At 40.1% G+C, this 24,237-nt stretch carries 21 protein-coding genes and 1 riboswitch; of the genes, 4 read left to right on the top strand and 17 right to left on the bottom strand.

What is annotated here, in order from left to right:
- Window positions 1–61 precede the first annotated feature (61 nt).
- From scpC to F1560_RS14275, 3 genes are all read right to left on the bottom strand, one after another.
- Window positions 62–1,588, bottom strand: coding sequence for a succinyl-CoA:acetate CoA-transferase ScpC (scpC, locus tag F1560_RS14265; RefSeq protein ID WP_149475302.1), 1,527 nt, complete (start codon window positions 1,586–1,588; stop codon window positions 62–64).
- 130 nt (window positions 1,589–1,718) lie between these two features.
- Window positions 1,719–2,363, bottom strand: coding sequence for a LytTR family DNA-binding domain-containing protein (locus F1560_RS14270; RefSeq protein WP_149475303.1), 645 nt, complete (start codon window positions 2,361–2,363; stop codon window positions 1,719–1,721).
- A 39-nt stretch (window positions 2,364–2,402) separates the two neighbouring features.
- The gene (locus F1560_RS14275; protein WP_420874403.1) at window positions 2,403–2,882 is read right to left on the bottom strand and encodes a PaaI family thioesterase; all 480 of its coding nucleotides are present in this window, start codon (window positions 2,880–2,882) and stop codon (window positions 2,403–2,405) included.
- A 162-nt stretch (window positions 2,883–3,044) separates the two neighbouring features.
- Between F1560_RS14275 and F1560_RS14280 the strand changes: the two genes are divergently transcribed.
- Window positions 3,045–4,106 carry an NAD(P)/FAD-dependent oxidoreductase gene (locus tag F1560_RS14280; RefSeq protein ID WP_149475305.1) on the top strand — a complete coding sequence of 354 codons (1,062 nt, stop codon included), beginning with the start codon at window positions 3,045–3,047 and terminating at the stop codon, window positions 4,104–4,106.
- Window positions 4,107–4,486: 380 nt separating this feature from the next.
- On the opposite strand, the gene F1560_RS14285 is transcribed toward F1560_RS14280, so the two are convergent.
- Both F1560_RS14285 and F1560_RS22765 read right to left on the bottom strand, forming a co-directional pair.
- Window positions 4,487–5,524, bottom strand: a complete 1,038-nt coding sequence (locus F1560_RS14285; protein ID WP_149475306.1) for a lactonase family protein — start codon at window positions 5,522–5,524, stop codon at window positions 4,487–4,489.
- 300 nt (window positions 5,525–5,824) lie between these two features.
- Entirely contained in the window at window positions 5,825–5,914 is a 90-nt protein-coding gene (locus F1560_RS22765) for a putative holin-like toxin (protein ID WP_223116405.1), read from the bottom strand.
- 164 nt (window positions 5,915–6,078) lie between these two features.
- Between F1560_RS22765 and F1560_RS14290 the strand changes: the two genes are divergently transcribed.
- The 3 genes from F1560_RS14290 to F1560_RS22175 all read left to right on the top strand — a co-directional run bounded on the left by F1560_RS14290 (window position 6,079) and on the right by F1560_RS22175 (window position 7,856).
- Window positions 6,079–6,555, top strand: coding sequence for a GNAT family N-acetyltransferase (locus tag F1560_RS14290; RefSeq protein ID WP_149475307.1), 477 nt, complete (start codon window positions 6,079–6,081; stop codon window positions 6,553–6,555).
- 53 nt (window positions 6,556–6,608) lie between these two features.
- Window positions 6,609–7,586: an HD domain-containing protein gene (locus tag F1560_RS14295; RefSeq protein ID WP_149475308.1), complete on the top strand. Its 978-nt coding sequence runs from the start codon at window positions 6,609–6,611 to the stop codon at window positions 7,584–7,586.
- Window positions 7,587–7,703: 117 nt separating this feature from the next.
- Entirely contained in the window at window positions 7,704–7,856 is a 153-nt protein-coding gene (locus tag F1560_RS22175) for a hypothetical protein (protein ID WP_187773734.1), read from the top strand.
- Window positions 7,857–8,043: 187 nt separating this feature from the next.
- Here F1560_RS22175 and F1560_RS14300 read toward each other — a convergent pair whose 3' ends face one another.
- From F1560_RS14300 to codB, 12 genes are all read right to left on the bottom strand, one after another.
- Window positions 8,044–9,501: a glycoside hydrolase family 1 protein gene (locus F1560_RS14300; protein ID WP_149475309.1), complete on the bottom strand. Its 1,458-nt coding sequence runs from the start codon at window positions 9,499–9,501 to the stop codon at window positions 8,044–8,046.
- A gap of 32 nt (window positions 9,502–9,533) precedes the next feature.
- Window positions 9,534–11,417 (bottom strand): beta-glucoside-specific PTS transporter subunit IIABC, encoded by a 1,884-nt coding sequence (locus tag F1560_RS14305; protein ID WP_149475310.1) that lies wholly within the window; start codon window positions 11,415–11,417, stop codon window positions 9,534–9,536.
- 118 nt (window positions 11,418–11,535) lie between these two features.
- The gene (gene licT / locus F1560_RS14310; protein WP_149475311.1) at window positions 11,536–12,381 is read right to left on the bottom strand and encodes a BglG family transcription antiterminator LicT; all 846 of its coding nucleotides are present in this window, start codon (window positions 12,379–12,381) and stop codon (window positions 11,536–11,538) included.
- Between the two features lie 255 nt (window positions 12,382–12,636).
- Entirely contained in the window at window positions 12,637–13,512 is an 876-nt protein-coding gene (locus F1560_RS14315) for a Cof-type HAD-IIB family hydrolase (RefSeq protein ID WP_149475312.1), read from the bottom strand.
- A gap of 157 nt (window positions 13,513–13,669) precedes the next feature.
- On the bottom strand, window positions 13,670–15,058 hold the full coding sequence (gene argH, locus F1560_RS14320; protein WP_149475313.1) for an argininosuccinate lyase: 1,389 nt from the start codon (window positions 15,056–15,058) through the stop codon (window positions 13,670–13,672).
- Window positions 15,055–16,311, bottom strand: a complete 1,257-nt coding sequence (locus tag F1560_RS14325) for an argininosuccinate synthase (protein WP_149475314.1) — start codon at window positions 16,309–16,311, stop codon at window positions 15,055–15,057. Before F1560_RS14325 ends, argH begins: the two co-directional genes overlap by 4 nt.
- Before the next feature lie 178 nt (window positions 16,312–16,489).
- Window positions 16,490–19,138 carry a cation-translocating P-type ATPase gene (locus tag F1560_RS14330; RefSeq protein ID WP_420874404.1) on the bottom strand — a complete coding sequence of 883 codons (2,649 nt, stop codon included), beginning with the start codon at window positions 19,136–19,138 and terminating at the stop codon, window positions 16,490–16,492.
- 248 nt (window positions 19,139–19,386) lie between these two features.
- Window positions 19,387–19,525: riboswitch (yybP-ykoY riboswitch) on the bottom strand.
- 56 nt (window positions 19,526–19,581) lie between these two features.
- Window positions 19,582–20,235 carry an SDR family oxidoreductase gene (locus F1560_RS14335; protein WP_149475316.1) on the bottom strand — a complete coding sequence of 218 codons (654 nt, stop codon included), beginning with the start codon at window positions 20,233–20,235 and terminating at the stop codon, window positions 19,582–19,584.
- An 86-nt stretch (window positions 20,236–20,321) separates the two neighbouring features.
- Entirely contained in the window at window positions 20,322–21,011 is a 690-nt protein-coding gene (locus tag F1560_RS14340; RefSeq protein WP_149475317.1) for an LrgB family protein, read from the bottom strand.
- Entirely contained in the window at window positions 21,004–21,375 is a 372-nt protein-coding gene (locus F1560_RS14345; protein WP_187773735.1) for a CidA/LrgA family protein, read from the bottom strand. The genes F1560_RS14340 and F1560_RS14345 overlap by 8 nt, the downstream gene beginning before the upstream one ends.
- A gap of 173 nt (window positions 21,376–21,548) precedes the next feature.
- Window positions 21,549–22,817 carry a cytosine deaminase gene (locus F1560_RS14350; RefSeq protein ID WP_149475319.1) on the bottom strand — a complete coding sequence of 423 codons (1,269 nt, stop codon included), beginning with the start codon at window positions 22,815–22,817 and terminating at the stop codon, window positions 21,549–21,551.
- The gene (gene codB / locus F1560_RS14355) at window positions 22,814–24,085 is read right to left on the bottom strand and encodes a cytosine permease (protein ID WP_149475320.1); all 1,272 of its coding nucleotides are present in this window, start codon (window positions 24,083–24,085) and stop codon (window positions 22,814–22,816) included. The genes F1560_RS14350 and codB overlap by 4 nt, the downstream gene beginning before the upstream one ends.
- Window positions 24,086–24,237 lie beyond the last annotated feature (152 nt).

A 24,237-nucleotide genomic window follows, 5' to 3' on the forward strand; every position in this document is an offset into this window, starting at 1 on the left:
TGAGAAGTCTGCCCTCTTCTCATGTGTTTTTCTCTTTATATAGAACCCCAAATGTTTCATCTTACTTTTGTTCCATAAGTGCGTCCACCAGCTGACGCATGGTACCTGTTTCTTTAAAGCTCGTATGCCATGAGAATGCTTTTTCCAGCACATGAGGGGTCTGCCCTCCACGCTCAAGTGCTTCTTGATAGTAATCCCATAACTGCTCGCGGTACATCGGATGTGCACAGTTTTCGATAATGAGTGGTACACGCTCTCGTGGAGCTAGTCCACGCAAATCTGCATAGCCCTGTTCTGTCACTACTACATCCACATCATGTTCTGTGTGATCGACATGTGACACGAACGGAACAATACTCGAAATGTCTCCCTCTTTTGCAATCGATTTTGTAACGAAAATCCCAAGCTTTGCATTTCGCGCAAAATCTCCAGAACCACCAATTCCATTCATCATTTTCGTACCACTAACATGCGTCGAGTTTACGTTTCCATAAATATCAAACTCTAATGCTGTATTAATGGAAATAAGCCCAAGTCTGCGAATAATTTCTGGCTGGTTGGAAATTTCCTGTGGTCGTAAAATAAGTTTCTCTCGGTACTTGTCAAATTCACCGAAAACCTGTTTCATCTTTTGCTCCGATAATGTTAGTGAACATGCGGATGCAAACGTGACTTTACCAGCATCAATTAAATCAAATACCGCATCCTGCAACACTTCGGAGTAAACAACCAGATCCTCGAATTCCGAATCAATCATCCCATGTAACACGGCGTTGGCAACTGAACCAATTCCCGATTGAAGCGGCATAAGCGTTTCTGTTAATCTGCCTGCTTTCATTTCAGCACGTAAAAAGTCTAACAGATGATCTGCCATCATTTTTGTTTCTTCATCTGGAGGAACAATCGTTGATGGAGAATCTTCTTGATGTGTGAAGACAATCCCTTTCACCTTATCAAAATCAAGCGGAATTCCCTTTATTCCAATTCGCTCATCGACGTTCGTTAACGGAATCGGATCCCGATCTCCTTGCTTTTTTGGACTATAAAGATCATGTAAGCCCTCTAAAGATTCCGGCTGTGCCGTGTTCAGCTCTACAATAATATGTTCCGCTGTTTCTGCAAATGAAAGGGAATTCCCAACAGAAGTGGATGGTATGAGCATCCCATCCTCTGTAATCGAGATACCCTCAAGTATTGCGTAGTCTATGCGATCAATAACATCTGCACGTAGCAATTCGGATGTATGTGATAAATGCTGGTCCACAAACAGATGCTCCCCTGTATTAATCGCATTTCGCATCGCAGGTTCTGCCTGGAATGGTAACCTTTTTCCAACAATTCCAGCTTCAGCAAACATTTTATCAATGTTTGAACCGAGTGAAGCCCCCGTATACACATTCACTTTGAATGCTTCCCCATTCTTTGCGCGTTCCACCAATGCTGTTGGTACCGCTTTCGCATCACCCGCCCGAGTAAACCCACTTAACCCCAATGTCATTCCATCATGGATCCATGATGCAGCTTCTACTGCGGACACGACTCGCTCCCGAAGCTGTTGGGGATGTATGCGCTTTAATTTCTCCCCCATAAAACATCCCTCTTTTTTCAGTTATTTATACTTATTCTAACGTAATAGCCAAACGTTTCGGAAAATTAAGAGGGAAATAGCTATTTTTTGATTAAAGCACTTATATTTTTAGATAAACCAGCAAGAATCATCAAAACCCTAACAGTTTTCTAAAATAACTCGCATAGGATTGACTTACAGGGATTGTTACATCATTGGTCATCGCTAGTAAAAATGTGGAATGCGTATCTGGATAAATTTCTTTGATATGATGAACATTCACAATGTATGACCTATGGCAACGAATAAACGACTCTACAGGTAGCATATATTCAAATTGCTGTAATGTATTGGAATGTGTTCCAGAGTAGTTATCCGCAAAAACATGCGTTTTTCGGTCCTTTGCCTCCAAATACATTACATCCGTAAACGATATCGGCCTCCATCCATCATCGTTTTTTACCGTAACGACTGATTTTCCTTCTGTCCATGCTGGGTAAATAGCCAGAACACAGCCCTCCAGCCTATCTTCAAAATGAAACGGGACAGCCATTCCATGGTATGGAACACCATACACATTCCGATTAATAAACTTTGAAACCTTTTGCTCTGAGATGATTGCTTTATGTGCAAGCGTCCCTTCCTTAATCGGGTCACCAGGTTGAATCTTCAAGTCGATCCGTTTACTCGGGCGGTAGTAAATGTATTCCGTTGTCGTTGAAACTGCAATTGAAATCTCATCAGAGAAAAGTTCTCCGATTACGTCTAGGAGAGAATTTGTATTTAGCTTTTGCATCATCGTCCTCCTCTAATGTATTTCTTAATAATTTTTCTCTTAACCTGCAGTAAATGATTTCGGCATTACTGCTGCTACCACAACGGCTTTTACACAGAGAGTTTCACCAGCAAATACCTCTGTATGTATCTTCCATTTATTCGGATGTACTTCTTCGATCGTTCCAACCGCTTTTAAGGGAACATCCTGTGGAGTAGGCTTTAGAAAATCAAGATTTAATGATGCCGTAACAAATCGAGGAGGTTCGACACCATCACCTGGCTCATGTCCTTTTTTCCGATGCAATGCTAAAGAAGCAGATCCGGTCCCGTGACAATCAACGAGTGATGCAAGTAAGCCTCCATATACAAATCCAGGTATTGCGGTATGCTCCTTTTTCGGCGTATAAATCGTAACGGTTTGATCACCTTCCCAGCCTGTTCTTAAACGTAGTCCTTCTTGATTCAATCTGCCACACCCATAGCACCAAGCATAGTCTTCACCATATTCATCTTGAATTGCATATTGAATCTGTTCCATCTCCATTCCCCCCTATATTGTTTACTTCCATTCTAGCGTATTTGCGCTATATACACACGAAAAAATATCCAATTTCATTCAGATGATGACAGTTACCGACAACTTTGGTAATCTAATAGGTGGACCGGCAGAAAGTGTTTCATTACTTAGGGGGTTATTCAAGTGAAAAGGTTAGTTATTTTAGGCGGCGGATATGGTGGTATAAAAATCCTCACTGGCTTACTGGACCAGTATTTACCGGAGGATCTACATATTACCGTTGTTGATCGGAACCCATTTCGCTCCTTAAAAACAGAATTTTATACGATTGCAGCAGGTACGGTTGCAGATCAAGGTGTACGAGTTGAATTTCCAGATGACAAACGTGTTCACTACGTTTTTAATGAAATTACGAAAATCGATACAGAAAATGAACAAATTTTATTTGAGGATCCAAATGATACAATCTCCTATGATTATTTAGTTATTGGGCTTGGCTGTGAAGATAATTACCATGGTATCCCAGGAGCAGAGGAATTCACGAAAAGTGTTCAAACATTTGCGAAAGCACGTGAAACTGGGGTTGCGATTGGGAATTTAGGTGCTTATGGGAAGGTAACAATCGTTGGTGCAGGATTAAGCGGAATCGAAGTTGCTTCCGAAATCCGCGAAAGCAGACCTGATTTGAATATCCGAATATTAGATCGTGGTTCAACGGTGTTAAAAGCGTTTGATTCCAAAATTCAGCAATATGTGGAATCATGGTTTATCGCAAATAATGTAGATGTCATACATAATTCAAGTGTTGAGTATGTGGAGAAGGATGGCGTTTGTAACAACGGCGTTTGTTTCATAAATGACGTAACCATCTGGACTGCTGGTGTTAGACCAAATTATTTGGTACGTGAGCTGCCATTTGAAAAAGATATTCAGGAAAAGGTTATCGTTAATGATTTTTATCAAGTTCCAGCACAACCAAATGTATATGTATTAGGTGACTGTGCAGCTTCTAAATTTTCACCTAGTGCCCAGTTAGCTGGCCAGCAAGGTGAACAAATTGCGGATATCCTATTAGCTATCTTGCATGACAAAGCGCCAAAGAAACCAAAGGAAATTAAGCTAAAAGGTACACTTGGGTCTTTAGGGAAGTCCGATGGCTTCGGTAATATGATGCAATTACCATTTACCGGCTTCTTACCACGACTTGCGAAATCTGGTGTCCTTTGGTTGAGTAAGCGCCATTAATTACGAATTGGAATTGGAATCGGCCATAATTAGCTGATTCCTTTTTTCGTGATAAAATTTACACAAACTTCACGCCAGCTTCACAAGTACTTCATCATTTTACAGTATGATGTATCTATAGATACATCATGAATGATGGAGGTGCACCGTGCGATTTCTTGCTAAGGTAAGTATTAGTCTCGTTGTTGTACTGTTATATTTCTTTTAGTGTATCTTGTTGCCCCATAGACACCAGCATTTCCTTTCCTCGCTTGTATATGACTTTCCGTGCAGATTTAATTCTTAGAGATTAGAACTGCAGTTACTTCCCTCTTAAATAGATGATTCATCTAACAAAGGTCAGCCACATTTCTTCTGTGGCTGACCTTTGTTAAAATAAATTACCCTAAAAACTTCACACATACTACTTCTGGAACATCTACAACTGAATCAAGTTGAGTTAGCTTGCCCGTCTCCCCGTCACGACCAAATAATACAAGGTTACCTGACTTCTGATTGGACGCAACGATAAACGCTTCACTTGGATCAAGTACAAAGTCACGTGGCCAATCTCCACCCGTTGATGTGATTTCAACTAGTGTGAGCTCTTTGGTTTCTTCATCAACTCGGAATACAGCGATACTATTATGACCACGATTTCCGGTATAAATAAATTTCCCATCCGATGTAACATGAATGGCACTCGCGTCATTTGTCTCGTTAAAATCCGCTGGAATAGCTTTTACTTTTTGTTTTTCAGTGAAGCTTCCTTGATCTGCATTGTAATCAAGCACAATCACTTCAGAGCTTAGTTCTGTCATTAAGTATGCTGTCTTGCCATCCGGATGAAACGCAAGATGTCTTGGACCACTGCCGGGTTCTACATGAAGTGTCGCTACTTTTACAAGCGCTTCATTTTCTATTTTGTATGTCACAAGCTCATCCGTACCAAGATCCGCGACCATGACATACCTGCCATCTGGCGTTTGCGCGGTATAGTGGACATGTGGCTTTTCCTGGCGCTCGTGCGGTCCATGCCCTTCATGCTGAACTGTACCTTTTAGCGCAAGCTTACTTGGATGATGTGCTTGGTATAAATCAGTCGTTCCCTTGTGGTAATTTCCTGTAACTAACACACCATTTTGAATATCAAGATGACATGGAGGCGCCCCTTCTTCCAGCTTCTCATTGACGTAACGCAATTCACCTGAATCCGGTTCTATTTCATAAGCATGTACACCACCAAGCTTGTCCGCTTGTGCTACAGAGTAAAGCTGACGTTTATCCTCACTAATTGCCAAATAAGTCGGATTACCAACTTTCGCCGCCACCTCTACCGCCTGAAGCTTCCCTGCCTCTGCGTCTAGGACGAAACGATAAATCCCTTCACTGCTTTCACGTGTATATGTGCCTGCAAAACCGATATATTTTTTAGCCATATGTATCCATCCTTTCTAGTGTTGATTATATATATTATAGCATTAAACTAACGACGTTTAGTCGAATAAGGTTTACTGAAATAATCATTCTTTATTTAAAAGCCACAGTATGAAAAATAATAACTTTTATAGTGATTGTTTTCATTTTGTCAAAAATCGGGTATACTATATATAGATATTCATACAATATAAAAACCGCTTGGTGCTCGAACACCAAACGGTTTGTGCAATAGCCCTTCAAGGGGGCAGCTCACAACAGGATAAAAAATAATCACCTAATTGCTTGCTAGGCTGGGGTGGTTATTTTTTTTGATCAAATGACAGAATCGCTATAATCAACGTCCCAAAAGACATCATGAGAACTAGCGTTTCAAAAGTCGTCATTGGCATCACCCCCTCACAGGAGTGAGCCACCACCCACGAAAAACCTTATGCACTATATTTATTATACATAATTTGCATGTCAATAAAAATCAAATCACGAGAAAACGAAAGAATATTTATCAAATGTTATTTCTAATGATAGTCTGTAAATAACTGATGGAGGAATAAAAATGGAAAAAACTGATTATATAGAGTTAAGGCATTTTTCAAATGAACACGTAGATTTGTTGCATTCTTTTGAACTCCCTAAAGATCAAGTACAGTTTACTTCATTACCAATAAATTTCGTAGATGTTTCAGAAGGTCAGCATCGTATTGTTATCCTTAATCATAACGAACCGGTTGGCTTCTTTATATTACATTCAACTGACCGAGTAAAAGCGTATTCAAATAATCAGTATGCTATGCTGTTAACCTCCTTTTCAATAAATCACTCACAACAAGGAAAAGGCTATGCAAAACAAGCGATGAATCTACTCAAGCAGTTTGTATCTGCTGAATTTCCGAATTGTAATGAAATCATCTTAGCTGTTAATCATAAAAATATAACTGCCCAGCAATTATATAAAAGGGTTGGTTTTCAAGATACAGGGAAGAGAAAAGTTGGACCTATTGGTGAACAGTTCATCATGAATTTAATACTGTAAATAAATATTATTAAACACACTAGACGCTACCATTTTGAGCAAGGGGGATTCCATTGATTATTTCAGATAAACTATACGGCGAATTTGAAGTAGAGCACGTATTAGAACAATTGATAGTAAGTAAACCAGTTCAACGATTAAAGGGGATTCACCAAGGAGGAGCAAGCTACTTAGTCAATGAAAAGTGGAATGTAACTCGATTTGATCATTCAATCGGAGTAATGCTTTTGATTAGAAAACTTGGTGGTTCATTAGAGGAGCAAATTGCGGGATTATTACATGACGTATCCCATACAGCATTCTCTCATGTTGTCGATTTTGTCTTTGATAATAAAAAAGAAGACTATCATGAAACAATATATGATTCTATTATTCAAGAGTCTGAAATCCCTACTATTTTGAAGAAGTACCATTACAACTATGAGGATATATTACTTGACGATACAAAATGGACTTTACTTGAACAACCAGCACCAGAATTATGTGCAGACAGAGTAGATTATACATTGCGTGATATGTTTGAATATGGTCAGATATCATTAGTCGATGTTCACAAATTTTTAAGTGATTTAACCGTTGTTGATGGGAAAATATATCTTCAAAATATTGATATTGCTGAATGGTTTGTGAAAACGTATTATAAAGAAGTGATAGACTTCTTCATGGATCCATTAAATATATACGGCTATGATAGGTTAGCAAAAACATTAAAACTGGCATTAGCTCAAGAAATTATTAACCTTGATGATTTTCTAAAAGATGATGATGGGCTTATCCAGAAGCTATGGTCGTCTAAAAATAAAGAAATACAGATCCTATTGGAAAAACTAAATCAAAATGTAAATGTAAAAGAAGATATGGATCAGTTCGACCTTCACCGTAAAAATAAGATAAGACTGATTGACCCTTCCGTTCTTAATGGAAATACGTTCGTTCGGGCATCTGTTCTTTCCAAAAAAGTGGCTGAAATGAATAAAACTGCTTATGAAAAAGCAAAGAGAGGAATGTATATAAAAATACTTTCAAATTAAAGGAAGTCATAAGGTACATTCCGTAAATAAAAACATATTTTTAGCAAAGCTAGTTAACTATTAAGTATTCGTTCCCTATCTGATAAACTTAAAAGTAACATTATGGAGGTGTATAGAATGAATTGGAAAGATGTACGACAAGATTTTCCTGATCAGTGGGTCTTGATTGAAGCTGTCCAAGCTTATACGAATAAAGACAGTGAACGCATTCTAGAAGAGATCACTCCATTGGAGAAGTTCTCTAATTCTCCAGATGCAATGAGAGTTTGAAGGTCATTCTCTTCATTTAAAACGTGTTTTAATAGATACTGGTTCTGGGAGTACAATTGTTTCTACAGATTTAGCTGAATCTATAAAAACCTCATGAAATCAATTTAACTTTGATCTCATGAGATTTATTCATTTTCTAAAGTTTTGCCCCGACATTCTCATCTATTAAAGACAAGCTGTCATGCTATTACAATTCTTCTCCATTACTTCCAATCACTTTTTTATACCAGAAGAAGGAATCTTTACGACTTCTTTCTAATGTTCCGTTTCCTTCGTCATCTTTGTCGACATACACGAATCCGTAACGTTTAGACATTTCACTCGTTGACATGGACACGAGATCAATTGGTCCCCATGCTAAGTAACCCATTAAGTCAACGCCATCACCGATTGCTTCCTTCATTTGCTCGATATGCTTTTTCAAGTAATCGATACGGTAATCGTCGTGGATTGATCCGTCTGCTTCCACTTTATCGTAGGCACCTAGTCCATTCTCTACTAGGAAGAGTGGTAATTGGTAACGATCGTATAATTCGTTTAATGCAACTCGCAGACCAATCGGGTCAATTTGCCATCCCCATTCAGATGCTTCCAAGTATGGGTTTTTCAATGTATTCATCAGATTTCCTTCCGTACGTTCTCCTTCTGGCGCAGCAGAGGATAACAAGGACATATAGTAACTGAAGGAAACATAATCCACTGGATATTGTTTCAAAATCGCGTCATCACCAGGTTCTTTAGCAATTTGAATATCATTTTCAGCTAAGAAACGTTCCATGTATTTCGGATACTCCCCACGTGCATGGACATCCGTGAAAAATAGATTCGCTTGATTGTCCTGCTGGGCCTTCAATACATCCTCTGGATTTGGCGTATTCGGATACGTGCTCATTCGCGCAAGCATGCAGCCCATTTTCCCATTTGGATTAATTTCATGCAGTTTCTTTGTTGCTAGTGCGCTTGCTACAAATTGATGATGTAACCCTTGGTATTTCGCTTTCATCGGGTTTTCTTCTTTGTCGGATAAAACCCCACCACCAGTAAATGGGCTAATTGTGATCATATTGATTTCATTAAAAGTCATCCAGTAGTTCACTTTTTCTTTATAACGTGTAAACACTGTTTCCGCATAACGAACGAAATGATCAATCGTTTCACGACCGACCCAGCCATTATATTTTTCCGTTAAGCCATAAGGCGTCTCATAATGGGAGAGCGTAACAACTGGTTCAATATTGTATTTTGCTAATTCATCGAATACATTATCGTAAAACTGTAATCCTGCTTCATTCGGTGTTTCATCATAACCATTTGGAAAAATCCTTGACCAATGAATAGAAAGACGAAATGCCTTGAAGCCCATTTCTGCAAGTAAAGCGATATCTTCTTTATAGCGGTGATAGAAATCGATTCCTTCACGCTTCGGATGTCTTGCAGTTGATTCTCCGCTTAATGTTTTCCGAATTTGCTCCGATGTAATTTCCATCGCATTATCCTTTGTCCGTTCACTTTTTGGAATATATTCTACAAAATCAGCAGCAGATAAGCCTTTTCCGTCCTCATCAAATGCACCTTCAATTTGGTTGGCAGCAGTTGCACCACCCCATAAGAACCCTTTTGGAAATTGCGCTTGAATTTGTGACATAATATCTCTCCTCTTTTTTTAGAATAAATGTATTATTTAACGACGGTAATGATTGCGTCGTCTAACACAACATGTCTTGAATCGGTTGGTAAAACATCTAAATATTCAGCAGTATTTGTTATAACTACAGGCGTTGTCGTTTGATAGCCAGCTTGCTTGATTCCTTCTATATCAAACGTTACTAATTTCTGTCCTTTTTTAACAACTGTTTCGGCTTCAACATGTGCTGTAAAATGCTTTCCTTCAAGCTGCACGGTGTCCAGCCCAATATGAATTAACAATTCAACACCGGTTTCACTAACAAGGCCAATTGCATGATTGGTTGGGAAAATCGTAACTACTTTTCCATCAAACGGAGCAACCACAACACCATCTGATGGTTCGATTGCTACCCCTTTACCCATAGCTCCACTTGAGAAGACAGGATCGTCAATGTTTTCTAATGGAATCATTTCACCAGTGAGTGGTGTCGTTAGTTCGTTTCTTTCCTTCACATCTTTTTCGGTCATCGCAGGCGTTTCTTCCATCTTCATTTCTGCCTTCGTTTCCGCTTCTGGTTCAATACCTTTTTTCTTACCTTCTGTGCCAAAAATAAAGGCTAAAATCGTTGCAGCAACAAAGGCTGCTCCAACACCGAAAATATAGCCTATCATCGGTGAATATGCAGGAATTGTCAGGAAGCTATTAAACACGAATCCAAATACCCTTACATCAAAGGTAGCAACAATCGCACCACCAATTGCACCAGCAATTAATACTAATGGCATTAGTTTTTTATAGCGTAAAATCAATCCATAAAGAATCGGTTCGGTTACCCCTGCGAAAACACCTGACAAGGTAGAAGCAAAGGAGAGGGAACGTAAATCTTTATTATTTTTTGCACGCAGGAAGATCCCGAATGCAATCCCCATTTGTGCAAATGTAGCTGCTGCAGTAATCGGTCCGATAATATCGCCACCGCGAGAGAAGTTGTCGATCATAATTGGCACAATTCCCCAATGCACACCTAAAATAACAAGGAATGGCCATATCGCAGCAATCAGAATACCTGTAACAATTGCTGACAGATCAAGCAAGAATGTGATACCAGAACCAATACCTGCACTTATATATTGAGCAAATGGACCAAAAATTAAGGCAGTTAATGGAACCATAACCAAAATCCCAATCATTGGTACAAAGAATAATTGAATCGTGTCTGGTGTGTATCTTTTAACAATGCGCTCTATAGGTGCATAGATTGCCATCGCAATCAATAACGGGAATACAGTCGATGCATAATCCGACATAACTAATGGGATACCCATAAAACTTACATCACCCGTGCTTGCTAATAATGCAGTAAAATTCGGATCAAGTAAGCCAGCTGCAATCGTACCACCGACAAATGGATTTGCATTTAATTTCTTAGCTGCAGAAATTCCTACAAAGATCGGCAGAAAATAGAATAGGCCACTGGATGCTGCATTTAATACTGCATACGTTGTTCCTTCCACATCAATCCAATTTAACAGAGATAGTACAGCAAGTAATGCCTTAATCATACCTGCCCCAGCAAGTGCTGGGATGAGCGGCGAGAACGTACCAGAGATATATTCAAAGACTCTCGATACTACTCCGACCTTTTCTTTGCTCTTATTTTCCTGATTATTTCCACCATCACCCGCACTAATAGAATGATTATTCATGATTTCGGTATATACTTTTCCTACTTTATTCCCAACGACAACCTGGAATTGCCCTCCCTTTTCCACGACGGTGAGCACGTCAGGTAAATCCTTTAATGTATCCTGCTCAGCTTTGCTATTATCAGCAAGCTTAAAGCGCAAGCGGGTCGCACAATGGACGAGGGAATTAACGTTCTCCTCTCCACCAACTAATTCAATAATTTTATTTCCTAATTGTTTATTATCCAATATGTTTCCTCCTTTTCAATTCTATAAAAAACAAAAAACCCGAAAAGAACACAGTTAGACAAATAGCTAATTGTATTCTCCCCAGGTTTTGCCTGCTTAACAGTAACAATCCTAAAGTTTATATATTTTTTTCTCTGTATGATACCCGATGAATATGAATCATAAAATAGGCTAGCTCATCTTTCGTCATTTGCATTTGATACGTAGGTTTTAAGTAAGCTTGTACCTTTTTTGTACATGCATAGCTTTCAGGGTACTGTTGCTTTACTTGCTCATACAATGTGCCATGCTGGTCATCACTCAACTCTCCACGTAACATACGATAAGCAAAATAACGTACGTGCGTTATAAACCTGCTATAATTCATTGAATCTTCATCAAAGTTAATGCCATAATGATATTTTACAATGTTCGTTACATCCCCAAAAATCTGCGTCATTTTTAATGTCTCTTCCATCCCTGAGCTATCCTGCCTAGCATTGAGGAAATGCAAAGCGATCGATGCTACTTCATCCTCAGGCAACTGAATCCCAGTTCTAGCTTCAATCATCTGCAGCGCTTTAGTTGCTGCTTGATATTCCTGCTTATAAAACTTCTTAACTTCCCACAGTAGCGCATTTTTAATGGGTAATCCATCTTCTAACCGGATCAGTGCGAAATGGATATGATCTGACAACGATAAATAGAGTGACTCACTCAATTCAGTTTGCAATTCCTTTGTTGCCATGTCAATAATATCCTTTGAAAGAACCATTACTTCATACGGAATTTCATCTAAAAGCTCGGATAGCTTGGCTGCAAATCCTTCGGAAGGAGCGATAAAGTTTTTTTCTATCTTTTCTGTATCTATTTGGTCACCAATTTTTTTCTGAAAGGCAAGTCCTTTGCCCATAACAACCATTTCAGTTTGGTTGGAATCCTTTGTTAAGGCGACATTATTATTAAATACTTTTATTATTTTCATCCTTACCACTTTTCCTTCAAGAATTTAAAAAAACCTGAATTCATTAATATTATAGATAGACTTATCCCCATAACATTAATCAATCCAGGTCTTGCCTGCCAAACAGTAACAATCCTTAAACTATTGATTTCAGTATAGTGGATTGTGCTTTTTATTGCAAGTGTTTACTTATGGATTTTATTCCCATACAGATTCCAGCCGGATAGCATAAAGTAAGCCCCCATTAATGTAGTGTTCGCGGGGGCTTTGGATCGATTATTGTCGTTTATTTTTTCTTTCCTGTAACATTTCCTCAATAGCATCAGCAACACCATGATCATAATTTGCTTTGGTTGTATAGGAACAGAGCGCTTTAATTTCATCGGATGCATTTCCCATTGCAACGCCTCGCTCGGCTGCTTGAAGCATGCTTGCGTCATTCCAGTTATCACCTAAGGCCATCACATCAGCCATGCCAATTCCCATGCTTTCTGCTAGATGCTTTAATGCGATTCCTTTTTGGGCATCTTGATGGTTAAACTCCAAGTTAATATCACCTGACGAAGTAATTGCCATACCCGCTCCCCCCGCAAGCTGTGTACGTACATTCTTTAGCTTTTCTTTATCAAGTGAAAAGGCAAGAATTTTATAGATTTCCAAGTTTTCAACAGCAAATATTTCATCATAATCTGCGATGAATTGAACGGGTTCAGCCTGAAAACGTAGTTCTGCTTTTTTACGAATATCTGCCTCAGCTACATTTGGGTTTGCTGATTTCATAATATCGACAAGTACTTCTAAGAAATATTCCTTACTTACCGAATAAATTCCATTACTCGTAAAGAACTCTAAGTACATATCCGCTTCACGGCAAGCCCCTAATACCTGCTTGGCAACAGATTTATCCATCGGGATTGTTCGAATTAGTTTTTTATCCTCTGTATAAGCGACTGCACCATTCAAGCTAATAATCGGACATGTAATCCCAGCTTGCTTTAGCGGTGTACTGGCAGCATCATAAGATCTTCCCGTTGCTACTACAAATCGAATACCATGGTCAATTGCTTTTTGAATCGCTGCTATATTCTCTTCACTTACAACGCCTTCTTCATCTAACAGCGTACCATCTAAATCTGATGCAATAAGTTTCATTATGTATAGCTCCTAACGTATTTGCTTGCTTCTTATTTGTTGCTTACCCCTATTATACACATGTAGTTAATATTTTTCAGAATGTCAGTCTGGCGCATGTCCACACATTAGCAAAAGCACTTGAATAAACATATTCAAGTGCTTTTTATATAGCTACCTATTCATGTAATGTTAGTTCTTCCATGACTGCCAATGCTTGCTCAATCTGTACCTCTACGCTCTTTCTCGCCGTACCACCTGCAACGTCACGTGCATTGACGACCGTTTCTGGTTTCAGTACATCGAAAATATCTCCTTCGATTAACGCGGAGTACGATTGGAATTCATCAAGCGTTAGATCGAGTAAATACTTTCCGTTATTAATACAAGCTAATACAACCTGCCCAACAACCGCATGTGACTCTCTAAATGGCATCCCTTTTCCAACAAGATAATCGGCAAGGTCTGTAGCATTAGAGAAGTCGTTCGTCACAGCTTGGTACATATTTTCCTGCTTCACCTGCATCGTCTCAATCATTGGCGCAAATAGTGCGAGTGCACCTTTTAATGTTTCAAACGTGTCGAACATGCCCTCTTTATCTTCCTGCATATCTTTGTTATAGGCTAACGGAAGACCTTTCAGCGTTGTCAGCATCCCCATTAAATGACCGTAAACACGCCCCGTTTTCCCACGGACGAGTTCTGCTACATCGGGATTCTTTTTCTGTGGCATCATGCTGCTTCCTGTTGTAAAGGAGTCATCCAGCTCAATAAAGTTGAACTCTGCGCTGGACCACTGAACAAGCTCTTCACATAAGCGAGAAAGATGCATCGCGATCAACGAAGCGTTCGATAAAAATTCGACGACGAAATCACGATCGCTTACTGCGTCCAAACTGTTTTCACAAATACCGTCAAAACCTAGCTTGTCAGCGACGAATTGCCGATCAATCGGAAATGTTGTCCCTGCCAAGGCACCAGCTCCAAGCGGGGATTTATTGACCCGCTTCAAGCTATCGGTTAGACGCTCCATATCACGCTGGAACATGAAAACATAGGCCATCATATGATGCGCGAATAAGACAGGCTGAGCACGCTGCAAGTGGGTATACCCTGGCATAACAGTGTCTAGATTTGCCTTAGCCTGGCTAATTAAAGCCTTCTCGACATCGATAAGCTGCTGAATGACTGTACCAATCGCATCGCGTAAATACAAGCGCATATCTAAAGCTACCTGATCATTCCTGCTCCGGCCAGTATGAAGCTTACCACCAACAGCTCCCACTTCCTCGATGAGGAGCTTCTCCACATTCATATGGATATCCTCATGTTCCTCACTAAGTTCAGCTTCTCCGGCTTCAATTTTCTTTAGAACGATTTGCAGACCTTCGGCAATTTTATCTGCATCTGCTGCAGGAATAATCTTACATGCCTTCAACATTGCCACATGAGCAAGGCTTCCCTCAATATCATAGGTTGCTAGTTTTTTATCAAAGCTGATGGATGCCGTGTATTCATCCACTAATTGATTCGTTGGTTTTGTAAAACGTCCACCCCATAATTTCACGATTTAACAGCTTCCTTTACGTCAAGTTTCACTTTTTCAATCGATTTCTTTTTCTTCGCTGTTCCATTCACAGAAGCATGAACCTTTGTTGGCAATCCCCATAGTTTAATAAATCCAAGTGCTGCCTCATGGTCAAATGCATCGGCTTTGTTGTATGTTGCAAGGTCAAAGTCATAGAGTGAGTTTGCGGATTCACGTCCGATAACTTGCGCATGCCCTTTATACAGCTTCACTTTAACAGTTCCTGATACATACTCTTGCGTTTTTTCTACAAATGATTGAAGCGCTTCTGTCAGCGGTGAATACCACAAGCCATAATAAACCGTTTGTGCAAGCTTTTGTTCAATCATTGGTTTAAATTCAGCAACCTCTCTCGGTAATGTGAGTGCTTCTAGCTCTTGGTGAGCCGCAATTAATGTTGTAGCAGCAGGTGCTTCATAAATCTCTCTTGATTTAATACCTACTAAACGATTTTCCACATGATCGATTCGTCCAACACCATGCTTTCCAGCAATTTCATTGAGTTGTAAAATGAGCTGATCCAATGGAAGCTCTTCTCCGTCCAATGCTACCGGCTTCCCTTGCTCAAATGAAATTTGGATAACTTCTGGTGCATCTGGTGCATCAACTGGATCTACCGTCAAATCAAACGCATCCTTTGGTGCTTCTGCCCACGGATCCTCCAAGATGCCACATTCATTACTACGTCCCCAGAGATTTTGATCAATACTGTACGGGTTATCGAGATCAATCGGAATTGGAATTCCATGTGCTTGTGCGTACTCAATCTCTTCTTCTCTGGACATTGCCCATTCACGAACCGGTGCAACAATTTTAAGATTTGGGTTTAAAGCAGTAAAGGCAACATCGAAACGCACTTGGTCATTTCCTTTTCCGGTACAGCCATGCGCTACCGCTACAGCTCCCTCTTCTTCTGCAATGTCGACAAGTATTTTAGCGATTAACGGACGAGATAGCGCAGAAATCAGTGGGTATTTCCCTTCGTATAATAGATTTGCCTGTAATGCTGGTAATACATATTCATTTGCATAAAGCTCTTTTGCATCAATCACATACGATTTGATTGCACCAACATCTAGCGCTTTTTTCTTAACAAACTCCAAGTCTTTCCCCTCACCAACATCTAGCGCCACTGCAATCACATCATAATGATAGTTATCCTGTAACCATTTCACTGCAACGGAAGTATCAAGACCTCCGGAATATGCTAAGACGATTTTTTCCTTTACCATTTTCGTTTCCCCTCTCACTTTGTGCTGTTAATGAATTATTATGCATTAATTTGTATAATAATTCAATAGTTTTTTTAAATTTTTTTGTGAAAAATAAAATATTTTTATTCAGAGAGGTAAATGATTGCCTAGCAATGAATAAAGCCATGCAACCTCGAAAGGACACATGGCTTATTTATTACTTATTTTTTGAGAAACGGTTGAATGTAACTTTTACGATTTCCATGAGCACTGCCGCTGCAATAGCAAGAGCTGTTGCAACTAAAGCTTCGTTCCAGCCAAAGCTTTGTGGAATATTAAATACATCACGGGCAAATGGAAGGGTTGTTATGCCATAGAGGATAAACCCAAGGAACACGGCCCCAATGACATATTTATTTTTAAAGAATCCCGCTCCAAACGCTGTTTGCGTATTCGACCTTGCTGCGAAAGTCTGCAATGTACGGGATAAAATGAGTGTTGTAAATGCCATGGCTACTCCCATTTCAGATGAATCGCTCAATCCGATATAGAAGGAGATAATAACGGCGATTCCAATCAATAGCCCTCGTGTAATGACTGCCTGCAACGTATCCCGTGTGAAAATGCCTTCGTTTGTCCGGCGCGGCTTTCTTTCCATCACGTCAGGCTCTGACTTTTCCATTCCTAATGCAATTGCCGGAAGCGAGTCATTTACTAAATTAATATACAGAAGCTGCAATGCCGTAAATGGATTTGGCAGATTGAAAATAACGGCATAGAGAATCGCGATAATCGCCCCTAAATTCCCCGCAAACAAGTACCCTATTGCCTTTTTAATATTGTCAAACACGGTACGGCCAACACCAACTGCATTGACAATCGAAACAAAGTTATCATCGGTTAAAATCATCGCCGAAGAATCCTTCGCAACGTCAGTTCCACTTCCCATTGCAATACCGATATCCGCCTGTTTTAGTGCTGGTGCATCATTGACCCCATCACCTGTCATAGCAGCGACCTTATCCTTCTTCTGCCACGCACGGACAATTCGGATTTTATTTTCTGGAGAAACACGCGCATAAACCGCGATTTGCTCAAGCTTCCTATCTAATTCTTCATCTGATAGGGCATCTAACTCCTTACCAGTCAAGGCAATATCATCGTCACCCATTAGTCCAATATCTCGGCCAATTGCTTGTGCCGTTGTTTTATGATCACCAGTAATCATTACCGTGCGAATACCAGCTTTTTTCGCTTCTTCAATCGAACCGTAGACAGCCTCTCTCGGCGGATCAATCATCGCAGTGAGACCGATTAGCACAAGATCCTTCTCATCTTCCTCCGTGATATCCGTTTGCCCATCGGCTAAGCGTTTATATCCATATGCCAGTACACGCAATGCTTGATCTGAAAAGCTTTCATTCGCCTGTTCAAATAATGCCAGTAATTCATCTGTTGCCTGTTCTTGCTTGCCCTTGTACAATACATGGCTGGCACGGTTGAACATAACATCCGGACCGCCTTTTGTCAGCATGGTTGTTTCGCCGTCAATGCTATGTACCGTGGACATCAATTTGCGATCTGAATCAAATGGCAATTCTGCTTTACGCTCAAACTTCTCTCGAACTGCTTCATAGGCATTGTTATTTTTATTCGAGAAATTAATAAGGGCAACCTCTGTTGGATCCCCAATCTCCGCACCATCACTATTAATAAAGGAATCATTACAAAGCACTGCTGTATTCACGAGCAGACGCTCCGATTTATTCCAATTCTCTGGATCCGCAGCAAGTTCACTGTCTGATTCACCAGGAATAAAATAATCCGTTACGGTCATTTTATTTTGTGTCAATGTACCTGTTTTATCTGTACAGATGACACTGGTCGAGCCAAGCGTTTCTACAGCAGGAAGCCTGCGGATGATCGCATGCTGTCTCGCCATTTTATTCGTACCAACCGAGAGCACAATCGTAACGATTGACGATAATGCTTCCGGGATTGCCGCAACAGCTATCGCAACCGAGAACATTAAGGCATTTAAAATGGCTGTACTCGTGTCTACATCTGCACCACCAAACCAAATACGCAGAGCCTGTACAGCGAAGATTAAGATGGAAAGCAGCAAAATTCCAACGCCTAGCTTTTTACTAAACGACTCAAGCTTCCGTTGTAATGGTGTCTGCTTCTCTTCGGCAGTAGAAATCATTTCAGCTATTTTCCCAATTTCCGTCTGCTCCCCGGTACCTGTTACAACAAAGGTGCCACGACCATAGGCAACAAGCGAGCTGCTAAACACCATATTTATACGATCCCCAAGTGTCACATCTTCGCCAATTGCATCGGTGCTTTTTTCAACTGCTTCCGATTCACCAGTGAGCATTCCTTCATTTACTTTTAACGAGCCACTTTCGATAATTCGGCCGTCAGCAGGAATATAATCACCTGCCTCAAGTGTTACAATGTCCCCTTGGACAAGTTCCCGTGCCGGTATCGTTTGTGCCTGACCATTACGAATTACCTTTGCCTCTGGTGCAGACATATCACGCAACGCATCTAGGGAGCTCTCCGCCTTTTTCGTCTGTACGACACTAATAACGGAATTAATGAGTAGGACGAGGAAAATGATGAGTGACTCCGCAATTTCTCCCAATACAACTTGGATTCCAGCCGCTACTAGCAGAACGATAACCATCGGATCTTTAAACGTCTCTAGAAAGAGCTTCCAAGTTGGAACATTCTCTCTGTCTTTTAACTCATTGTAGCCATCTTGCTCAAGCTTCGCTTTTACAGCATCAGCAGTTAACCCATTTTCCGATGACTCTACAGCTTCTAATACAGATTCAGTGTCTTTTCGGTAAAATTCCAACATGAACGGACTCCTTTTTACTGTTCAATTCGCTACGAATAGATTGTCTTTGGAAGCAAGACATTATTCATGAACATGTTTTTTGTATATCTGTTTTCTTAATAAGTTGGGCTGTTATGCCTCATCTGTTTCATCAACCATTGGATTAGATGCTCTATCATGCAAATAAGTATGTTTACATTCCCTTATTTACCTCAGTTGCACTTATGTAAGTAAGATAGTTTTATACTTTCCTACTTACCCAAAAAAAGCGAGACCTAACCCATGATTGGGCAAAGGTCTCGCTTAGCATGTTCTGCCAATAAAGCCGATGATGGAATCCATCATGTAATGACGACTTTATTTTGGAATCAATTGATTCCACCGCTACTCCCCTTTGACAGATGTCAAAGAAATATTCTATTTTTATTTTAGCATACATCTGCTAAAAATTTCAAATCATTTTATAATTGTTTAATCGCATCCGCAATTGCTGATTCACCTGAAACTAAATCAAAGCTTTTCCGATACGTAGCTTCTTCTGTTAACGTAGCAATCAATACCTTGGCTACATCCTCTCTTGGGACAGCGCCTCTTTCTAAGTTTTCTGCTACTGAAACCTTATCTATCGCAGGTTCATTTAATAGATTACCAGGTCTTACAATCGTATAGTTTAGAGAACTAGCCACCAGTTCCTTGTCTGCATAATGCTTTGCAACCATATATGGCTTAATTGGACTATCTGCCCAACTTTCTCGATTATGCGCCTGGATAGCACTGACAAGCACAAACCGATCAATGCCTGCTCTTTCTGCTGCTTCCATCGATTTAACTGCTCCATCTAAGTCAATGACCAATGTTTTATCCGGTCCAGTACTTCCGCCTGATCCCGCTGAGAAAATGATAGACTCAGCACCTGATTCGATTACGGCTTGGGTCAGTGCATCTACACTATCTTCCAAATCAGCTAGAATAGCATCGACTCCAGATGCTTCTAGATCCTTTGCTTGCTCTTCTTTTCGAACCATCGCTGTTACCGTATGCTCTTCACTTTCTTGAAGTAAACGTACAAGATGTTTACCAATTTGACCATTTGCTCCGATTACTAAAACCTTCATTTGTACATCCCCTTTGACGATAGATTTTGGAAACCTTCTTCATTATTTCAAAGCAGATCCAATTTATCAAAGATTCTGTTTGAGATTTATAGCATCCATACAGCTAGAATCGGTGCGATGATCGATACAATTATTGCACTTAACACCATTGCAACCGTACTGGCTGACCCACCTAATGGTCCGTCCTCCATCGCTCGAGCTGTACCAATTGCATGAGATGCACTTCCAATTCCAACTCCACGCCCGATGACATGATCAATTTTAAAAGCCTTAAATATAAATGGCGCTATCAGCACACCACCCATTCCTGCAATCATAACAAAAACTGCCGCAAGAGGCATTGCACCTCCCAAGGAGTCGGCAATCACAATCGAAACAGGGGTCGTAACCGATTTGGACACTAATGAATAAATAATGAATTCTTCAACTCCAAGCCATTTCGCAAGCAAAACACCAGACATAATTCCAACAACAGCACCGACAATGGTACCCATCAGAATCGGAACAAATAGCCGTTTGAGAAGATCACGCTGCTGATAAAGCGGATAGGCCAATGCAACTACTGCCGGACCAAGCAGTTGATTAATCCATTCGCCCCCAATCATATACGTATCATAGTCAATATGAAAAAGAAGTAATACCAGAACAATAACAATAGACCCTAGAAAAATTGGCAATGTAACTGGAAGCAAAACCCTGCGGTGCAGCTTCCACATGAAAAGATAGACGATTAATGTTCCGATAATAGCTAACAAACCTATTATAATATTATTCATGATGCAATTCCTTCTTTCTAACAAACCACTGGCTGACAACGCCAGATATCCCCATAACAAGTGCCGTGCTTATAAGTACAATGATGATTAATAGAATTCCTTTACCTGAAAAAAGCTGCAAATAGTTCACGATACCGACTGTTGCAGGGATAAAGAATAATGTTAAATGACTAACAAATAATCGCGTACCATCCTCAATCCAGCTTACCTTTATGCTTTTCGTGTAAAGCAATATAAATAAAAGAATCATTCCAATCACACTACCAGGGATTATCAAATGAAACGTTACTTGAATCCAGTTCCCGATTAAAAAGATTCCATATAATATAGCTATATGCATAATAATTTTTCCTAATTTCAACAATCTCAGACACTCCTATTTTAAACAATGCATTCATTATAACAAACATATAGTGCATTATAAATTACTGGAATGCAGATTTTAACCTCGAGCGCTGTTAATTTGCCCTTCGCATCCATTATTTTGGATCCTTTTTCATCATCCAAAGTCAAGCCAAAAGGCATAACCACAAATGGTTATGCCTTATTAAAGTCTACGTATTCCGTTTTATCCAAAGTGACAGTCGTTTCACTTGGTTTTGTTTCTGCAATAATTGCTCCATTACGGATGGAGTATCGCACTTTTGCTTGCTTTCGTATTGCTTCATATTCATTTTCAGCATCTAATACGATTAAGTTAGCTGGCTTTCCAGCTTCGATCCCATATTGATCCTCAATGTGTAGTGTTTTAGCACTATTTGCAGTAATCATATCGATTGAATTTACAATTTGCTCATAGCCCATCAACTGCGCCACGTGAATACCCATATGCAATACTTGCAGCATATTTCCAGTACCAAGCGGATACCACGGGTCAAAAATATCATCATGTCCAAAGCTCACATTCATACCAGCTGCTTGTAATTCCTTCACTCTTGTTAACCCTCTGCGTTTTGGATACGTATCGAAACGACCTTGTAAATGAATGTTGACGAGAGGATTCGATACAAAATTAATTCCTGACATTTTTAAAATACGAAATAGCTTGGATGCATATGCATCATTATAAGAACCCATTGCTGTTGTGTGACTCGCCGTTACACGAGATCCAAGACCGCGTTCATATGCTTCAGCTGCAACAACTTCCACAAAGCGTGACTGCTCATCATCAATTTCATCGCAATGAATATCGACAAGCAGGTTATATTTTTCCGCTAGATCGAAAGCTGTTTTCATAGAGGCTACGCCATATTCCCTGGTAAATTCATAGTGTGGAATACCACCAACGACATCAGCCCCCATTTTCAATGCTTCTTCAAGCAATTCAACTCCTTTTGGAAAAGATTGAATTCCTTCCTGAGGAAAAGCAACAAGCTGCAAATCGACATAGGGTGCAACTTCTTCTTTCACTTCAAGCATGGCCTTTAGAGCTGTCAGATCTGGGTCAGTAACATCAACGTGTGTGCGCACATGCTGAATCCCTTGTGCAATTTGCCATTTCAATGCCATTTTTGATCTCGCTTTAACATCCTCTATTGTTAATGTTTTCTTACGCTCAGACCAACGTTGGATTCCTTCAAATAACGTACCACTTTGATTCCACGCAGGTTCACCAGCAGTGAGCGTTGTATCCAAGTGTATATGTGGTTCAATAAATGGAGGAAGCACGAGTGCTCCATTTACATCCAGTACGTTACGATCATCAACTGTTTCTGTGTGAGGAGAGACCTTACTAATTTTTCCGTCCACTACTTCTATATCCCATAAACCTTCTTTGCCTCTTAGCTTTGCTTTTTTAATGCTCACGAAATTAATTCTCCTTTACTTACTTGTTCTAATGCAGGTTTTGCAGCTACTTTTTCAGCAACAACCATTCCTACTAAATAGAGTACTCCAGACCCAATAATTCCATTAACCGGCGGAATTCCTGGCAATAGATTTGCTGCAGCAATTCCTCCAACCCAAGCCGCAATTGCAATCCAGTTAACTGCTTTAAATCGCATCGTTTCAAATGCCGGATATTTGCCTCTTCTTAGGATGAAAAAGTCCGCTAAAATAATCGCACCAATCGATGGTAAAGTAGATCCTAGTATTGTAAGGAATCCAACAAAATTGTTAAACAACCACATTGCAGCTATGGTACCAACTATACCATTAACGATAACAAGCTTCCCTTTAGCGATCTTTGTAATATTTGAAAATCCGAGTCCTGATGCATACAAGGCATTATCATTCGTTGTCCAGATATTCAACCCTAAAACGAAGATAGCAGGCAGCATTAATCCTTGCACGAACATTACTTCAGAAATATCTGCCAGCCCAAACGCAAACATGCCAATTGCTCCGAACAAAAACATGAACGAGTTACCGATAAAGAACGCCACTACCGTAGTTGATACCGCCGTACGCTTCGTTTTGGAGAATCGAGCGAAATCCGGAGTCAGCGTCCCAGCACTAACAAAGGATCCAATACATATCGTCAACGCTGCCGCTAATCCCATCGTTTCTGCCGGTTGATAGCCCATTAGCGCCTCAATTCCTCCGGCTGCATTTGTCGCGTTGAGTGCAGAATAACCACCTAGAAGCGCAATTGCAGGGACAGCGATAAAGCTCAAAACTGTCAAAGCCTTTATACCAAAGAAGGCTGTAGCTGTCATTAAAATACCAGAAATCGCGATAAGTAGATACATATTAATCCCAGTTGCCGCATGAACTGGTACAGCAAACATCGCCACACCAACACCAAACCAGCCTACTTGCGTAATTCCCAATAAAAACGATGATAAATAAGAGCCTTTCTCACCAAAAGCATATCTCGCAAGCAAATGTGTAGATAATCCAGTTTTCGCCGCAATAAAAGCAAGTGCCCCAGTATAGATACCAAGTAATAAATTACCAGCTAAAACAATCCAAATAAATTGCGTAAATGTCAGCCCCATCCCTAGTTGTCCACCCGAAAGCATACTCGCCGAGAAAAATGTTAATCCCATCATGAGCATGAACATTTTCCAGAAACCATTCCGACTTGCCTGTGGTACAGGCTGTAATGAAAACTCTTTATCTACTTTTTGCATGTTAATTCCTCCTCGAATGTTTGAACCTGGTACCGAGGTAGGTCGTCTTAGAACTCGAAGACATTTTTGGAAAATCAAAACCACCAGTGTGAACTGGTGGTTTGTTCTGCGGCTGAAAGCCTCTTTTGCCGGCCTCGGCCTAAAAGGCCCAC

The sequence above is a fragment of the Oceanobacillus polygoni genome, from assembly GCF_008304605.1.
Classification (GTDB): Bacteria; Bacillota; Bacilli; order Bacillales; family Amphibacillaceae; genus Oceanobacillus; species Oceanobacillus polygoni.

Coding starts and splice junctions, on each gene's coding strand:
- scpC (WP_149475302.1), bottom strand. CDS start 1,588: ATGGGGGAGAAATTAAAGCGCATACATCCCCAACAGCTTCGGGAGCGA.
- F1560_RS14300 (WP_149475309.1), bottom strand. CDS start 9,501: ATGTCACAAATTCAAGCGCAATTTCCAAAAGGGTTCTTATGGGGTGGT.
- F1560_RS14315 (WP_149475312.1), bottom strand. CDS start 13,512: ATGAAACTTATTGCATCAGATTTAGATGGTACGCTGTTAGATGAAGAA.
- F1560_RS14275 (WP_420874403.1), bottom strand. CDS start 2,882: ATGGAACAGATTCAATATGCAATTCAAGATGAATATGGTGAAGACTAT.
- F1560_RS14335 (WP_149475316.1), bottom strand. CDS start 20,235: ATGAAGGTTTTAGTAATCGGAGCAAATGGTCAAATTGGTAAACATCTT.
- F1560_RS14285 (WP_149475306.1), bottom strand. CDS start 5,524: ATGGCTAAAAAATATATCGGTTTTGCAGGCACATATACACGTGAAAGC.
- codB (WP_149475320.1), bottom strand. CDS start 24,085: ATGCAAAAAGTAGATAAAGAGTTTTCATTACAGCCTGTACCACAGGCA.
- F1560_RS14290 (WP_149475307.1), top strand. CDS start 6,079: ATGGAAAAAACTGATTATATAGAGTTAAGGCATTTTTCAAATGAACAC.
- F1560_RS22175 (WP_187773734.1), top strand. CDS start 7,704: ATGAATTGGAAAGATGTACGACAAGATTTTCCTGATCAGTGGGTCTTG.
- F1560_RS14340 (WP_149475317.1), bottom strand. CDS start 21,011: ATGAATAATATTATAATAGGTTTGTTAGCTATTATCGGAACATTAATC.
- licT (WP_149475311.1), bottom strand. CDS start 12,381: ATGAAAATAATAAAAGTATTTAATAATAATGTCGCCTTAACAAAGGAT.
- F1560_RS14325 (WP_149475314.1), bottom strand. CDS start 16,311: ATGGTAAAGGAAAAAATCGTCTTAGCATATTCCGGAGGTCTTGATACT.
- F1560_RS22765 (WP_223116405.1), bottom strand. CDS start 5,914: ATGCCAATGACGACTTTTGAAACGCTAGTTCTCATGATGTCTTTTGGG.
- F1560_RS14270 (WP_149475303.1), bottom strand. CDS start 2,363: ATGCAAAAGCTAAATACAAATTCTCTCCTAGACGTAATCGGAGAACTT.